Source organism: uncultured Roseibium sp. (genome assembly GCF_947499295.1).
Lineage (GTDB): Bacteria > Pseudomonadota > Alphaproteobacteria > Rhizobiales > Stappiaceae > Roseibium.
In genome coordinates, this window is record NZ_CANMNP010000007.1 from 1 (window position 1) to 16,522 (window position 16,522).

Below are 16,522 nucleotides of genomic sequence, written 5' to 3' on the forward strand. Positions count from 1 at the left end.
ACACAAGCAACGTCCGGTCCTCGACCTCGGACGAAACGGTCTTCCCGTTCAATACCAAAGATACTTTCGACATAAATCTCTCTCCCTCATGGAACCTCTCGGGCCAAAGCCCAAATAGCCGGTTTGACACCGTGTTCTGTGGGTCCTGACAGCAAACGCCACCAGAACCGGATCATTCCAAATCTGTCGCCAAAGGGTCAACTGGCAAGCGCTAGAACAACAATCAGCGCCCCAAGCAGCAAAAGACCCCACACCATCGGTCCGCCAAACGCATTCCGACCCGCAGCATCCTCCAAATTCTCCTCTGCCTTGTGAAGACCCTCCTCAACCTTGTGCTCAGCCTCGCCAATCGCATGAAGGACCTCACCAGGAGCCTCCTCAAGCGCGATCCGCTTGGCCTCCTCGGCAACACCTTCATCAAGACCATCGGCAAGATCCGCAGCCGAAGGCTCCGAAGACCCGTCAGAAACCGCCGGCGCCGATCCCCCGACCTGCTCGCTAAACCGCGAGAAAAACTCCTCGGCCATCTTGCGCGCCGTGGAATCAATCAAACGGCTGCCAAGCTGAGCAAGCTTGCCACCAACCTGAGCCTTCGCCTCGTAACTCAAAACCGTCGCATCACCATCTTCAACCAGACGAATGTCAGCCGACCCCTTGGCAAAACCGGCAACACCGCCCTTGCCCTCGCCAACAATCGTGTAACTCTCCGGCGCAACAACATTCTCAAACGTAACAGAACCTTTGAACTTCGCCTTGACAGGACCAATCTTCGACGTAACCGAAGCCGACATCTCATCATCCGAAATACGCTCAAGAACTTCACAACCAGGTATGCACAAACGCAAAACATCAGCGTCATTCAACGCTGACCAAACAGAAGAACGCGTGGCTGGTATCCGATGAGATCCGCTCATATCCATCTGATTTCTCCTCAGGTTGCGCTTAAGTTCCTACTATGCCGGTGCGTATGGAACGTTTCACGAAGCGACAAGGCGCAGCGCCCACGCACTTCTGGTATCAGAGCGTGTTTCACCCGAACTTTCAATCGCTTATGTTTAAAATGTTGAAGAACTTCCGCTCTCACACGCTCATAACGAGATAGCAGCGGTTGCCACAAAGGCCAGGTATCAACTGCTCCAGAGCAGAATTCACGGGGCATACACACAAACTGCGAGCAAACTTGAACTTAGGCCTTACGATTGAAAAGTGCTGCCGGAGACAGAAGATTGCTGAACGAACTTCATGAGATCATCGCAGCTCTGAGGCTTTGAATAAAGAAAACCCTGCAGGTAGTCACATTGGAGTTCTTGCATGATTTTACGCTGCCCGGTGGTTTCGACACCTTCGGCGGTAACTTCCAAATTCATTGCTTTCGCAACAGCAATGATCGACTTCACCACAGCCAGGGCGTCAGCATCCTGGTCCATGTTGGAAATGAAACTCCGGTCGATCTTGATGCCGTCGACAGGCAGTTTGCGCAAATAGCTGAACGAAGAATATCCCGTGCCGAAATCGTCAATGACGACCTTGGCCCCCTTGTTCCGCAGCCACGTCAAAAGTGACAGCGTAACCTGATCGTTGCTTAGAAAGAGGCCTTCGGTCACCTCGAAGACCAATCGATGCAACTGTAGTTCAGCAGCCGAAGCAGCGTCCTCTATATCCTTGTAAATTCTGTTTGTTTGAACCTGTCTGGGTGACAAATTGACATTCAGACGAACATCATTTCCGGCCACGGACAGCTTCCGGAATTCGGAGAATGCCGACTTGAACATCCAGGCACCGATTTCGGTTATCAGACCACTGGCTTCGGCTGCTTCGATCATCCGAGCGGTGTTCAGAAAATTTCCTGCCGGCGTCTTGAAGCGCATCAGCGCTTCGAATGACGCAATGCTGTCGTCACCGGATCGCATGATTGGCTGGTAATGAAGATGAAATTCTGTCTGATTGGCGCTGCCTGTCAGCATGGAAGCCAGGCGCAAACGCTCAAAGGCAGCTTCCTGCATCAACGGATGGAAAACGGAATGATTGGTCATGCCCTTCTGGCGGACATCATTGAGCGCTATTGAGGCAAAGCGCACCAACTCTTCGGCGCCATGAGCACTGTCCTCGCTTGAGGCAAACCCAAGACGCATGCGCAGATTAATCTGGTTGTCATCCAGAGTAATGGGTTCCTGAAACGCATCCTCCACCCGCGTCACAATGCTCTGGATATCGTTGGCCTCGCCACCTTTGAGAAGAACAAGAAACTCGTCTTTCTCCTTACGCGCGATCGTCAGGGCATCGGGGAAAATCTGAGACAGTCGATGGCCGGTACGCTTCAGAACCCCGCCCGCCCTTTCATCGCCAATGCCATCCACAACCACTCGAAAACGCTGGATGTCACAATGGACCACGAGAAGCGGTATCTGCTTGGAGGCATGTCGTTGAAAGGTCTCAATGAAGCCGGAAAACGTTGAAAGTCCCGTGACCCGGTCGACAAAGGCCAGATTCCGGATGTGCTCGAGCAACCCGGTTTTCTCGTAACCGAGTGCGACATTGGAGACAAAGAGCTGCATAAGCTCCGTTCCAACAATCTCCTCAAGCTCTACATTGCTCATGGCAAGGTAGAGCGCGCCGGTCATACCGTTACGCGTAATGAGGGGCATCGCAAGACCATTCGGTCCCGACACAGGTTCTCTTGTTTCGATACATGAATTGACCGCTCTGCGGACGGCATCCTCCCCCAGGACTTCTATGGGAAGATCCGTTTTTTCCTGAAGTCCACCCGTTGCAGCGAGAACGCGTATGTTGGACCTGTCGTTTTTTTTCTCCGACAAAGTATCTTGACCGCAAAGCAGCAGATCGACGGGATGGTCCAGAAGATCGGTCAACTGTCGCAATACAGCCGTTGCAAATTCACTCAGCGCGTTTTTCTGAACAATTTCAGCAAAATGACCGTTCAGCTGCTTGAGTTTTCGCCTATTGGTTTCAAGCGACATAACAAGCTTGTAGCCGCGCAGGGCCGTGATTATTGCCGTGAGCAATTTTGTCCGAGACAACTCTGCCTTTTCTGCATATCCGTCGATGTCGAACTTCATGATCACATCAGTTTGCGGCGCATAACCGGGCTGGCCTGTCCGAAGGATCAAACGGGTAAAGTGATTTCCAAGTTCAGACCGTATCCAGCTGACCAATCCAAGGCCGGCGGTGTCGCTTTCCATGACGACATCAACAAGCGCAACAGCGATGTCGTCGCTGGATTTGAGTATTTCTTGCGCCTCCTGCGCCGAAAGAGCATGCAGCAAATCAAACGATCGCCCATCGAAAATGCACCCAGCAACTGCAATTTTTGTCACTTCATGTACATCTGGATCATCGTCAACGATAAGAATTTTCCAGGGAGCCTTCGTACTCTTGATGGCTTCAGGTTTAGAAGGAGCAAGAAAATCCATCACCATCTCACTGCACCTTGCTTCTAGCAGGTTGCTTGGTTTCGGCAGGAGCGACGACCGGGAATTCGATAGTAAACTCAGTTCCCGACCCCACTTTGGATACGACCGAGATCGTCCCGCTAAGGGCTTCCGTCACCAGTTGATAGCAAATGGCCATCCCCAACCCGGATCCACCCTTGCCGAACTTGGTCGTAAAGAATGGTTCGAAGACCTTTTTCAGATTCTTTTCAGGTATCCCGACGCCATCGTCTTTGCATTTGAAAACAATCTTCATCTGGCCGGGCTTACCGCCGGAAATTGGCGGGACGGTTTCCAAACGCGAAGACAGCCTGATAACCCCCTCAGTGTGATCCTCGTATCCATGTTTCAGAGCGTTTTCGACCAGATTGGAAACCAGCTGGCTGACGGCACCGGGGTAACTGTCGATCACGCCATCTGCATTCAGATCAAGTTGGACCTCAAACGGCGTCTTTTTCAAAGTCGGCTGAAGCGTTGCAAGTGTTTCGCGAACTATATGATCGAAACTGAAAGTGCGTTTCTTTTCGCTTTGCCGGTCGACGGCGACCTGTCGAAAGTTACCGACCAGATCCCGCGCCCGTCCAAGTGTCTTTTCAATAATGTCCGCCGTATCGGAAATCCGGCCAATTTCATTTTCAAGAGCTTCTTTGCTCAGGCTCTGTTGGTCAAGTTCGGTGGTCAGGAGCTGGGTTGAGTCCTTGATCGTGGTAGCCGCCATCAGCGCGTTGCCAAGCGGCGTATTCAATTCGTGAGAAACTCCGGCAACAAGCGCCCCGAGCGCAGCCAGATTATCGGCCTGAATAAGCTCTTCCTGAACCAATTTCAGCTGCTCCGTGCGATGGGCCACCAAGTCTTCGAGATTGGTCTGATATTCTTGAATTTTCTGCAAATCCATGTGTCGCCGTTGCACCATCGATTGCAGGCTTGCAGACAGAATGCCAATCTCGTCAGCCCTGCCTGGCATGAGTTCCGCCTTGGGCGGATCTTCGATCAAACGCGGTGTAGAAAGATAACTGACGATGTCTGACAAGGGTTGACCGATCAGCCGTTTGAAGACTGTCCGGATCACGATCGCCAGCAGCAGAATATAGACAACGATCGCCGTAACGATGAAGCCGACCGTCGAGGCAATTTCGTAGGAGATCGTGCTACGGTCGATCAGGATAAAGACCTGCCCGATTGCATCCTTGTGCAGAATAGTACTGGGTGAGTTTAGGGTGTAGCTGAGAGCTTCATCCACCCGCGGGCCCGTCAACGGCTCACCGAAATTGCCGGTATCGGGTGTTTCGACCCATACCTTTTCGATGACTTCAAGGCTTTCCAAGCCACGTATCAGCTGAAGGGTCGCATCTGCATTGACTGTCCAGATTGCGCGTTCAAAGGGCCGTTTCGTTGCTTGAAAAAAGGCTTCCGTGACACGGATGGCGCGTGCGTGCGACGAATCCCAGGTTATTTTCGTCAAGATGCCGATGAACAGCACACCCAGAAGAGCGAACAATCCAAGTGTATAAAAAATGAAAGTGCGAGACAGACTTGCACGGCCCATCTCCTTGGGAGTGTATGGCAACGTCGAACTGCCGCTCAAACTCAAAATGCCCACCTCACCTATCGGCGCCAGATCTTGTTCAATCAACACAGATCAAACAACACCCGAAGTCGATTGCCCCTTTTCAAAAAGAGGAGAAAAACCCAACCCGTTTCCCCGTCACTTGATACTTGACCCCAATCACACCGCTGGTTGCCACATCGAAAACACAGGTGAAGCGATTGAAAGCCAGACACAAGTACCGAAATATCACCTTGGGCGATTCTCCTAAATATTCCATAAAAATCAATTGTAAATAAAAACAGCCCACTCATGATTATGATAAATTCGAGGCGATATTTGTAACTGCAAGATCTTCCTTGAATGCCTCAAGTGAAATTCTCAGTTCTTGACTCTCCTAAAGCTTCATTTCGCTGCATTTGCTGTAAAGCCAATATCGACTTGACGCGACCGTCGCACTTCTGTCGGCCATGCATTTGAATGTCGTCGACTTCGGAACATTTTTTGAGCTGCGTGGCAGCGGAAATACTATTGTTTGCAACAATTTTAGCTGAAAAAAGCTACAAATAAAATCTCAATTATCGACGAAATAGTCTGGAATTGTCGACTATCCATGAAAAATCTGTCCTACAATCAGGTTATTTTACAATGCCTCACCCTAAACAACGTGAGAATACGCAAGTTATCGGTTAATTTTATTTTTTGGCGCCATATTAATCCTTGATAATTCTAGTTTTTCTCGAGAATCCCCTGTAAAACAAAAATGTAAGACGTCGGTAGCCCAACGAGTTCTACTTCCGGTTCTGGCACCACGACCACTTGAGTTGATACGATGAACAAAGCAACCCATCTTTCCTTCACCCTGCCTGACAAGGTTCTGACTTCATTGCCGACTGGTGCTGTGAAGGACACGGTGGAACATTTGGGCAAACGTATTGCGCGCGGTTACTATAAGACCGGCGCAGTCCTGCCTAAAGAAGATGAGCTGGTAGATTCGCTTGGCGTTTCAAGAACTGTTGTGAGAGAAGCCATCAAGGTCTTGTGCGGCAAAGGCCTTGTTCGAACGGCACGCCGCTACGGGTCGCGGGTGTGTCCTTTCGAAGACTGGAACCTGCTGGATCCCGATGTCATTCGCTGGCACGATCCAGAAAGCCCGTTGACCGCGCGCATCTTTGCTGAAGCAACGGAGCTGCGTCTCATTTTCGAACCTGAAGCGGCTGCCCTGGCAGCTGAAAATGCCAGTCCGGAACAGCGGGGCAGGATACTGGCTGCTGCGCAAAGCCTGACTCAAATGAACGACGAAACGAACGTCATCGGCGCGGACTACGCGTTTCACGCGACCATCCTTCAGGCCAGCGGCAACATGATGTTGGCTCAGCTTCAGAATCTGATTTATGCCGTCTTGATTTTTTCCTATTCGGCGGGTCGCAAGGTTGAGCGGAAGGAACACCTCTCCATGCATGACCACATTGGAGTAGCTGAAGCAATCAAGTCAGGCCAGACAGAGCTTTCGCGGGTCCGCATGCGCGACATGCTTATGCAAAACAAACTGACTGCGGAGAGATTTATCTCTGCTTGACACCGGGCAACATAACCAAATCACCGGGTCGTGACACTCGCTGACAAGCACCGCGATAAACTGCTTTAAGGCCGGCTACAACGACGGGCCGAGCATTTTTGTAGGGTCGACAACGCTATCGAATTCTTCCTCCAGCACAAAGCCCAGCGCCAAACAGGCTTCCTTCAATGTGATGTCATTTTCAAAGGCGTGGTGAGCCGCATGGCTTGCCTTGTCATAACCGATAACAGGGCTCAATGCCGTTACAAGCATCAAGGACTGTTCAAGGTACTCTCGAATTCGTTTTTCGTTTGGCTCCATGCCTTCAACGAGGAAACTAGAGAAGTTGCTACAGCCGTCCCCCATAATCCGGATTGATTGCAGAATCGCGTTGATCATCAGCGGCTTGTAGACATTCATTTCCAGATACCCGCTTGCACCGCCAATTCCTGTGGCAACGTCATTTGCCATAGCCTGGGCCGCTATCATGGCCAGGGCCTCACACTGTGTCGGATTGACCTTCCCCGGCATGATGGAAGAGCCTGGTTCATTTGCTGGAATGATCAGTTCATAAAAACCGCATCGCGGACCACAGGAAAGCAGTCGAATGTCGTTTGCAATCTTGAACAGCGAGACCGCCAGTGTGCGCAGAGCACCGCTCAGCATAACCAGTGCATCATGACTGCCCTGAACCGCAAACTTGTTCGGCGCGGTATAAAAAGGAAGTCCAGTCAATTCTGCAATCTTTGCAGCTGACATGACCGCGAAGTCTGGGTGAGTATTGATCCCCGTTCCGACGGCCGTTCCGCCAAGCGCGAGCCCATAGACGTTTTGAAGCGAAAATTCTATGCGTTCGATATCCTGCTTCAACAGTTCTGCGTAACCTGAAAACTCCTGACCAAGCGTCAATGGCGTCGCATCCTGCATATGCGTGCGCCCGATTTTGATGATTGTATCCCAAGCTGCCGACTTGGCCTTGAGACTGTCGTGAAGGCGTCTCACACCGGGCAGCAAGCGTTGTTTCACCTGTAGGGCGGTCGCCATGTGCATCGCAGCCGGAAAAGTGTCATTTGATGACTGGGACATGTTGACATGGTCGTTGGGATGGACCGGGTCCTTTGTCCCAAGAACTCCACCCGCAATTGCGATGGCGCGGTTGGAAATGACTTCATTCACATTCATGTTTGTCTGCGTACCGCTGCCAGTCATCCAGACATGCAAGGGAAAGTGGACATCCAGCTTTCCCTCTATCACTTCGTCCGCGGCCCGGACGATGAGGTCAGCCAGATCTTCTCGCAGAAGTCCTAGATCCGCGTTGGTGAGCGCAGCAGCCTTCTTTAAATAGCCGTAGGCGTGAACCAACTCGATTGGCATGAGGTCGGTTCCAATCGAAAAATACTCTATGGAGCGCTGTGTCTGAGCACCCCAGTATTTGTCTTCCGGTACATCGATTTCCCCAAGACTGTCGCTTTCTCTGCGCATTCGGCATTCCCCGCTTACCAGGTCAGTCCTTCAACAGAGCGGACACCAGCCCGCTATTCGGATCGATCAGGTCTTCAATCACGTCAAAATGGTGCCGGCCAGGTTCTGTATGACAAGTCGCGGTTGGCCAAGCCTGAGCCAGCAAGGTCGACTGGCGTACAAATTCAGGGCGCTCGTCTTCTCCAACCCACGCGACGACAGGGCATTCCCTGAGAGGCTCTGCAAGAGCCGGGCTCGCCGTTGCTGCGTCATCTTCCGACAAATTAAAAGATGCATTCATGGCGGTCTTCCTGAGCGGACGAAGGTCGTGAAGTCCGCTAATGGAGACCACTTTCTCAATTCTTCCAAGGAAGGTTGGCGAAATCGGTGTATCCGCACAAAGCATCCGTGTCACCAGATGACCGCCCGCAGAATGACCAGCAAGACGTATAGGCCCGTCCAAACGGTCACCGGCTGTATTGATGGCTTCTCCAATCTGCAAGGTGATATCTTCAATCCTGACCGAAGGTGCCAGCTCATACGAAGGCAGGCAAACGGTCCAGTTCTGGTTCAGGCAACCGGCAGCAAGGTGCGACCAGCTGGATTTGTCGAAACGCAGCCAATAGCCACCATGCACGAAAACCATCAGACCACGTGATGGCCCGTCAGGACTGAAAATATCAAATCTTTGGCGTTCACTATCACCATAGACGACATCGATTTCTTTTATGGGCCAGGTATCCCGGAACGCACTGGCTTCCTTTTCCCAGCGCGGCGGAAAGCTCGCAGCATCTTGAATGTGCGCAGCATTTGCATATGCATCGTCCCAATCGAAAGTCTCTTGCTCGTTCATTTCCCGCTCAAAGTCTCTTATTGCGAAACACAACAGGTATCCTTGCACGGATATTTGTGTCTGGGGAACGTTTCATTCCTTGCCAGCTTGTCAAGCTTATGATGCTCAGCCTAGGTTTCTGGACTTTCCGGGTGGGATGAAGGGAACTTAGCCAATGATAGAGCGTAGCTCGAACCGGGTCGCCAACTTGGCACACTTCTTGACCAAAAACGCGGCCCGGTGGCCTAACCGCGCGGCAATCATCTGGGAAGACAACACCTGGACCTGGCAGGAACTCGACAGGCGCGTCTCAGCGCTCGCGGCAGCCCTAAGCGATAGATTCGGCATCACCAAGGGTGACAGCCTTCTCGTTCAGGCGCAAAACTCCAATCAAATGACCGAAATCATGCTTGCTGCCTTTCGTCTTGGTGCGATCTGGGTACCCTGCAACTTTCGACAAGCCCCTGCGGAGACTGCCTACACTTGCGAGAAATCAAAAGCCAAGGTGATGCTCTGCGACGCAGACTTCGAAGAACAGGCACAAGCCGTCAAGGCTGCCAATCCGGACGTGCGCGGTATCGTTAGCATTGGAGAAAGCGCCTTTGGCGATTCCTATGAAACCTTGTTAACCAGCCACATGGGAACACAATTTCCAAATGCACCGGTCGACTACACTGATCCCTGCTGGCTGTTCTTCACATCCGGATCCACCGGCCGGCCAAAAGCGGTGGTCCTGTCGCATGGCCAAATCGGCTTCGTTGCAGTCAACTACATGACAGACCTGATGCCAGGAACAAACGAAGAAGATGCATCGCTCGTGATAGCACCTCTCTCGCATGGCGCAGGTCTCCAGCAAATCGCGCAGCTTTCCGCAGGAACGGCACATGTCCTGATGCCAAGAACTGGCTTTAACCCCACAGTCGCTTTCGAACTGATCGAAAAGCACAAGGTCAGCAACATGTTCACGGTTCCCACTATTGTGAAACGCCTCGTCGAAGACCCGGCTGTCGAGCGCTACGATCATTCGAGCCTTCGTCATGTGATTTATGCCGGAGCACCGATGTACCGCGAAGATCAGAAGCTGGCTCTCGAGAAGCTGGGCTCTGTTTTGGTCCAGTACTACGGACTTGGTGAAGTGACAGGCAACATAACCGTCCTGCGCCCTCAGGATCACGTGCAAGAAGACGGCCCTGAGGCACGCATCGGCACTTGCGGTACCGAACGGACCGGAATTGAAGTTTCGATACAGGATGAAACTGGTGCCTTGTTGCCACCTGGAACAACAGGTGAGGTCTGCGTCATCGGGGCTGCGGTCTGCGCTGGTTACCTGGAAGACGATGCCGCCAATGAAAACGCGTTTCGCGACGGTTGGTTTCGAACCGGGGACATCGGTCATATGGACGAAGACAGGTATCTCTATCTAACCGGCCGCGCGTCAGACATGTATATTTCAGGCGGGTCGAATGTGTACCCAAAGGAAGTGGAGGAAGTTTTGTTGGCACATCCTTCCTTGTCGGAGGTTGCAATTCTTGGCATTCCAGACCCTCAATGGGGAGAAGTCGGACTTGCGGTGTGTGTGGCCTCAACCAATGCTGAACCGGAAGCGGCAGAATTGAGCGAATTTCTTGCCGGAAAGATCGCCCGATACAAGAGACCGCATCGATATTTGTTTATTCAAGCAATGCCCACCAGCGCTTACGGAAAGATCACGAAAAAGCTGGTACGTGAATTTCTGATCGAAAAAGGCTTGATATGAGACGCGGAGTTCCACGGACACTTGATGATATCAAGCACCCTGGACCAATTGCATCTCAACGCAGACCCTCTTTCCCATGCCATGCTGAACCGGTTGCGCTGTCCTTGTCCGATGGAGGTGGTCTGCTGGAGAAGCTTGGCCAGTGGATCGAAGCGTCAGGCTATCAATCCGCGGTACTTGATCTCGCTGGCGTGGAACTCAACGCATTTGACTATGTCATGCCGGATCGTGCGATCGACGACCGGCATGCCGCCTGGTATAGCGACAAACAGGCCTCCGAAGGATCAACACTCATCGAAGCCGTTGCCATCCTGGGCCTCCGGGACGGCAAGTGGTTTGCGCATATACACGCCTACTGGCATGAAAACGGCAATGTCCATCTCGGCCACCTCCTTCCGGACAGCGTGTCCCTCGCAAGGAAAGCGGATCTGACCGGATATGGCTTAACGGGAGCTGGTTTCGAAGCCGAATACGACCTCGAAACTGAGTTTACGCTTTTCCGCATCAAGCCATCGCAAACCATCGTCGCCCCCTCCACTCCTCCGAACGCTCTCATCACAACGCTGGCACCATTTGAGGATCTTCACGACAGTATCTGCGATCTCGCTTCGACTATTGGGGCCAACACCTTCAAGGTTGTCGGTCTCGGCAGTCTCGCAGGTGCTGAATTCACATCGTCGCCGCCCATGACAGGCCTTATCTCTGAAATCCTCTTGCAATCAGGTAGTGGCTGCGAACCCAATCAAGGCCAACGGATTCAGATACGCTGCATAGATCTCGACGGAAAGCTCCATCAAGGAGTTGCACAGCCCGGTGGGTGCCCGACCCTCGTAACCTGCGAATTGCTGCTGATTTCAACTGACTGAAACACGTTCTAAAGCCGTAATTGATGAAAGCCGTTCAATTCCGAGAAAACGGCGGCAATAGAACAGTAAGAGAACATTTACCCTTGCAGAACACAATAGGAACAGCTAAGGTGTTCTCGATTTGTACCAGTCCGATTCTAGGTCAGGGGTAACCGTTATGTTGACGCGCAAGCAGTACGAACTGCTCATGTTCATTCATGAAAGACTGAAGGAAACTGGTGTTCCACCGTCCTTCGATGAAATGAAGGACGCGCTGGACCTGCGTTCCAAGTCTGGTATCCATCGGCTCATTACGGCTCTTGAGGAACGCGGCTTTATTCGTCGCTTGCCGAACAGGGCCAGAGCCATGGAAGTTGTCCGCCTTCCGGACTCAATTGCTCCCGGCCTTGGGGCTCCACGACCACGTGGAAGTTTCTCACCCGAAGTCATTGAGGGCTCGCTTGGCAAGGGAGAAGGCGCCAAGTCTCCTTCTCCCGCTCCATCTGTTCCTGAAGTCGCAGGCACAGAAATACCTGTTATGGGCCGGATCGCCGCCGGTGTTCCGATTGAAGCAATTCAGAACCACAGTCATTCAATCACTGTCCCTCAAGAGCTTCTCGGCAAGGGCGAACACTACGCACTGGAAGTGCGCGGTGACTCTATGATCGAAGCCGGCATTCTTGATGGTGACACGGTCCTTATTCGTCGGACAGATTCAGCTGACAGCGGTGACATTGTCGTTGCACTGGTTGACGATGAGGAAGCAACATTGAAGCGACTTCGCAAAAAAGGTGCGTCCATTGCACTCGAAGCCGCAAATCCAGCTTATGAGACCCGAATTTTCGGACCGGGGCGTGTTCGTGTTCAAGGACGTCTCGTTGCTTTGTTTCGCCAGTATTAGATCATACGGTCGTTACTAACGGCTTCACTTGGCTTTCGAGGTCAGGTTTGCGCGCGTCATTTCTCCCATTTGGTGCCAGGGTCTTGGTGCCTCTGGAATTGCGAAAATCATTTTTGAGACGATGGTGGTTGCGGCTTGGGTGTCACGCCTGTCTGTGCCATCAATCTTTTGATTTCCGGTTTCAGCGGTGTGCTGCTGCTTGTCAGGCAATTTGTCGTCACGCGCCGTTGCTTGCGCAGACAGCCAAATAGACACCGCCCCTCGCCTGGCTCTCGTTTCTGCATCAATAACAATGGCTGCTCGGCAACCATCTGGAACGATTAAATCGGTCATGATCAGATCGGCAAATTGGCAATCCTGAAATAAAGCGTCCGCATGCCGAGGAAATGCAATTGAAACAGGCACTTCGACGTTTTGACCGTTCGGCAATTGATCGACTGGCGCATGCGCTCTGATCACACATCCTGATTGATCGCAGTTCCGCTGGGGCGATTTCATCTTGCGCGATTTAATCGCAGACACGGAAACCCCTTCCTTTTGAAGCCAGAGTTCTGTCACGAAGGAAGAACGGTTGACTGATAGGTTCAAGAAACCGTTTTCGTCGCGAGCCGCAACTCTCGAACCCGAAGACGCGATTTGAATATCGGGAGGCCGAGACAAGAAAATCAGGAGTATCGCCAGGGCAAATGGCGCTGCTGAAAACAAACGCCACCGCCCCGGCACCAGAAGAACCAGAAACAGCGCACTTATCAAAAACAGGGTAGGCAACGCGGAGAGATTACCGACGGTCCCTGTATCGCCCCCCAGAGCTGCAGTGAATTCTGAAATATCAAGCAACCAGGAAATGCCAATCGACATAAAGGCAAGAGGAATTGCGGCCAGTCCGAATGGCATTAGGATGAGCGCAAGAACACCCATAGGCATGACCAGCAATGAAAAGACAGGCATTCCGAGCATATTGCCAACCACGCCAAAGGGCGCAATCCGGCCGAAATGGTGTGCCCCGACAATCCCCGTTGCAAGTCCGGCAACAACTGCTGTTACAAGCAGACCGAAGGACCACTTTCCCAAAGAAGCAAAGATCCTTGGCAGCAAGCCAACACGAACGTCTTTCTTCCAGCTCTCTTTGTCTCGACTGCGCCAAAGCTCATAGACGGCGACAAGGCAAATGACAGCAGAGAAGGACATTTGGAACCCGGGAAAAAACAAGCGTTCTGGTGAAATCAACAGAAGCAGAAATCCGGCAAGAGCAACGCTTCTAAGCGTCAAACCACGACGGCCTACCAAAACCCCAAGAAAGACAAGTCCGATCATCACAAATGAGCGCTGAGTTGCGACGGCCGCGCCGGAAATGAGCAAATAACCAACCGCGGCGCATAGCGCAGTTGCCGCCGCCCATTTGTGAATGGGCCATCTGAGTGCAAGCGGTTGAAACAGCGAAAGCAACAACAAAACCGCGCCAAATGCACCCCCTGCGAAAAGAGCCATATGCAATCCGGAAATTGCCAGGATGTGAGCCAATCCTGCTGCGCGAAGTGCTTCCTCTTGCACCTCGGTGATACCGCTTCGGTCCCCCACAAGGAGGGCAACAACAAGGGCAGTTTCCGGGCCCTGCCCCATCACAGTTTTAATCTTGTCTGCAATACCTTCGCGCAGGTTCTGAACCAGTGCTCTGGCTTGGATCGTCAGTGGCGTATTGTCAGATGCCAAGACCTTTGAAGGCCCATAGCCAAACCCCGTCGCACCAATTTGGGAATAGAAGGCTCGATAAGAAAAATCATAGCCCCCAGGCATCACTGGTCCTGCCGGAGGAAAAAGCCTCCCCCGCAGTTCGACCATTTGCCCCGGTCTGGCAATGTCGCCTGCCGGCACCCGCATCCGAACCTTTTTGGGAAATCCAAGGTCCGATCGCGTTCGATCATTGACGGTTTCAACTTGCAGCAGCAGCCGAACACCGCGCGCATTGACCTGTCGCTCAAGAACAAACCCGGTCAACGTGACATTCATCATTTCAGAGAGTTTTGGGGCCGCGACCGTGGCTGTCCTGACGCTGGCAACAGTCAAACCGGAAACCAGCGCCAGAAGGAGCAGAACAAACCTGCTTAAAGACCCTCGCCGGGAAATTCGGTAAACAGCACCCATTGCAAAAAGCGTAAGCGCAGTGAGCAAGATCCTATTGGGCTCAGCCGGCAAAATCTTGTAGATCGCAATTCCTGCAGAAAATGCGAAGCAGCACCACAAAAGCCCCTGATCTTCCCAGGTGCGGCTCTGAACGACGCCGGACTTTTTTGACGTGAGCGCCGCCAGAACCGCCCAGGCGGACTGAGCCTTGTCCATCCGGCCCCTGCGGGATTGGTGAGGTTCGTTTTCGAGTAATTGGGTTTGAGATGCAGGATGCGAAGCCGCTGAATTGCGGCTCAGTTTTTTTTCGGGCGGTGTTTGCTGCTGCACCACCTGCTCATCCTTCCATCACCTAAAGAAACGGGCAAGTGCCTATTTAGCCTTGCCAATGCCTGTGCTAAGACCGCGCCACCTTCAAAGGCGCGACCTGCGCCGTTATCTTGACAGAGACTTTTAATTAGCACCATGGCACAAGACATCGTCACGCGTTTTGCTCCTTCGCCGACCGGCTTTCTACACATTGGCGGCGCTCGCACCGCATTGTTCAACTGGCTGTTTGCCAAGCATTTTGGCGGAAAAATGCTGCTACGGATCGAAGATACCGACCGTGCCCGCTCCACGGATGAAGCCGTTGAAGCCTTGATTGACGGTCTCGGATGGTTGGGCCTTGACTGGGACGGAGATCCCATTTCTCAGTTTTCCCGCGTTGGACGTCACGGCGAAATCGTCGAACAGATGGTGGCAAACGGTTCAGCCTATCGCTGCTATTGTTCGCCGGAAGAGGTTGATGCCATGCGCGAAAAGGCGCGGGCTGAAGGTCGTCCGCCCCGCTACGATGGCACCTGGCGCGATCGTGATCCATCAGAAGCGCCAAAGGACATCGCACCGGTCGTTCGCCTCAAAGCGCCACAGTCCGGCGAGACCGTCGTCGAGGATCTGGTCCAGGGCCGAGTTGTCATTCCAAACAAGGATTTGGACGATTTTGTCATCATGCGATCGGATGGCACACCGACATATATGCTTGCCGTGGTCGTCGACGATCATGATATGGGAATCACGCATATCATCCGCGGTGTCGATCACCTGACAAATGCCGCCAGGCAAACTCTGGTTTTCCAAGCGCTTGATTGGGAAGTCCCTGCCATGGCGCATATTCCACTTATTCACGGGCCTGATGGCGCGAAACTGTCAAAACGCCATGGAGCAACCGGAGCCGAAGCCTATCGTGCCATGGGTTATCTCCCGCAGGCTATGCGCAACTATCTTGCGCGTCTTGGCTGGAGTCATGGCGACGAAGAAATCATGTCGCTCGACGACATGATAAAGTGGTTTGGCTTGGATGCTGTTGGCCAGTCCGCCGCCCGCTTCGACTTCAAGAAACTTGAGAATCTCAACGGGCACTACATGCGCGCAACACCGGACCAGGAGTTGCTGGAGCATTGGAAAATCTATCTTCAGCATGCTGAAGACGGCGCTGCAGTATTGAATTGGCTTGCTTCACCAGACAAGGAAAGCGTATCGCTCGCGGCTCTACCAGGTCTAAAGGAACGGGCCAAAACGCTGGTTGAGCTCACCTCAAGCGCTTCTTATCTCTGGCGCCAGCGCCCTCTCGATTTTGACGAAAAGGCGCAGAAAATCCTCAGCGATGAAGCAAAGAGCATCTTGAAAGACCTTCACGGTGTTTTGACGGCAGCCAATGAATGGAGCGCTGAGCCTCTCGAAACCTCCGTAAAAGCCTACGCAGAGCATAAAGAACTGAAACTCGGAAAGGTCGCACAGCCGCTGCGTGCAGCCCTCACCGGCCGCGGGACTTCACCGGGAATTTATGATGTCCTTGTTGCACTGGGCCGTGATGAATCGCTGGCCAGAATTCAGGATCAGACGGTCTAATTGACGCAGTAATACGGATTGGGGTCGCCCAAAGCGGTTTAACGGCGGCTCCGGCATTCCCGGCAAATTGGTCTTTGACCAAAGGGTTATGCCGGCCAACTTGCGGCAGTGCAGTAAATGGGCTACGCAGGACGCGAAAATTTCTCCAGTGCCGCTCGGCAGC

The 16,522-nt window shown here is 52.7% G+C and carries 11 protein-coding genes; 5 read left to right on the plus strand and 6 right to left on the minus strand.

Annotation, left to right across the window (positions count from 1 at the left end):
- Positions 1-197: 197 nt before the first annotated feature.
- From Q0835_RS12520 to Q0835_RS12530, 3 genes are all read right to left on the minus strand, one after another.
- On the minus strand, positions 198-920 hold the full coding sequence (locus Q0835_RS12520; RefSeq protein ID WP_298961635.1) for a carbon monoxide dehydrogenase subunit G: 723 nt from the start codon (positions 918-920) through the stop codon (positions 198-200).
- Between the two features lie 273 nt (positions 921-1,193).
- Positions 1,194-3,431 carry an EAL domain-containing protein gene (locus Q0835_RS12525; protein ID WP_298961637.1) on the minus strand — a complete coding sequence of 746 codons (2,238 nt, stop codon included), beginning with the start codon at positions 3,429-3,431 and terminating at the stop codon, positions 1,194-1,196.
- 7 nt (positions 3,432-3,438) lie between these two features.
- Positions 3,439-5,085 (minus strand): HAMP domain-containing sensor histidine kinase, encoded by a 1,647-nt coding sequence (locus Q0835_RS12530; RefSeq protein WP_298820593.1) that lies wholly within the window; start codon positions 5,083-5,085, stop codon positions 3,439-3,441.
- A 742-nt stretch (positions 5,086-5,827) separates the two neighbouring features.
- Between Q0835_RS12530 and Q0835_RS12535 the strand changes: the two genes are divergently transcribed.
- Positions 5,828-6,574 carry an FCD domain-containing protein gene (locus Q0835_RS12535; protein ID WP_298820590.1) on the plus strand — a complete coding sequence of 249 codons (747 nt, stop codon included), beginning with the start codon at positions 5,828-5,830 and terminating at the stop codon, positions 6,572-6,574.
- Between the two features lie 75 nt (positions 6,575-6,649).
- Here the strand turns inward: Q0835_RS12535 and fumC are convergent, their stop codons facing one another.
- Together fumC and Q0835_RS12545 are read right to left on the minus strand one after the other, a co-directional pair.
- Positions 6,650-8,035 (minus strand): class II fumarate hydratase, encoded by a 1,386-nt coding sequence (fumC, locus tag Q0835_RS12540; protein WP_298961640.1) that lies wholly within the window; start codon positions 8,033-8,035, stop codon positions 6,650-6,652.
- A 22-nt stretch (positions 8,036-8,057) separates the two neighbouring features.
- Positions 8,058-8,867, minus strand: coding sequence for an alpha/beta hydrolase (locus tag Q0835_RS12545; protein WP_298961644.1), 810 nt, complete (start codon positions 8,865-8,867; stop codon positions 8,058-8,060).
- Positions 8,868-9,021: 154 nt separating this feature from the next.
- Here Q0835_RS12545 and Q0835_RS12550 point away from each other — a divergent pair, with 154 nt between their 5' ends.
- From Q0835_RS12550 to lexA, 3 genes are all read left to right on the plus strand, one after another.
- Positions 9,022-10,602 (plus strand): acyl-CoA synthetase, encoded by a 1,581-nt coding sequence (locus Q0835_RS12550; RefSeq protein ID WP_298961647.1) that lies wholly within the window; start codon positions 9,022-9,024, stop codon positions 10,600-10,602.
- Complete coding sequence (locus Q0835_RS12555; protein ID WP_298961649.1) at positions 10,599-11,468, plus strand: hypothetical protein; 870 nt, start codon at positions 10,599-10,601, stop codon at positions 11,466-11,468. Before Q0835_RS12550 ends, Q0835_RS12555 begins: the two co-directional genes overlap by 4 nt.
- Positions 11,469-11,625: 157 nt before the next feature.
- Positions 11,626-12,348 carry a transcriptional repressor LexA gene (gene lexA, locus Q0835_RS12560; protein WP_298820581.1) on the plus strand — a complete coding sequence of 241 codons (723 nt, stop codon included), beginning with the start codon at positions 11,626-11,628 and terminating at the stop codon, positions 12,346-12,348.
- A 24-nt stretch (positions 12,349-12,372) separates the two neighbouring features.
- On the opposite strand, the gene Q0835_RS12565 is transcribed toward lexA, so the two are convergent.
- Positions 12,373-14,685 carry a ComEC/Rec2 family competence protein gene (locus Q0835_RS12565; RefSeq protein WP_298961652.1) on the minus strand — a complete coding sequence of 771 codons (2,313 nt, stop codon included), beginning with the start codon at positions 14,683-14,685 and terminating at the stop codon, positions 12,373-12,375.
- A 249-nt stretch (positions 14,686-14,934) separates the two neighbouring features.
- On the opposite strand from Q0835_RS12565, the gene gltX reads away from it, so the two are divergent.
- A complete protein-coding gene (gene gltX, locus Q0835_RS12570) occupies positions 14,935-16,359 on the plus strand; it encodes a glutamate--tRNA ligase (protein WP_298961654.1) in 1,425 nt (474 codons plus the stop codon).
- The last annotated feature ends 163 nt before the right edge of the window (positions 16,360-16,522 follow it).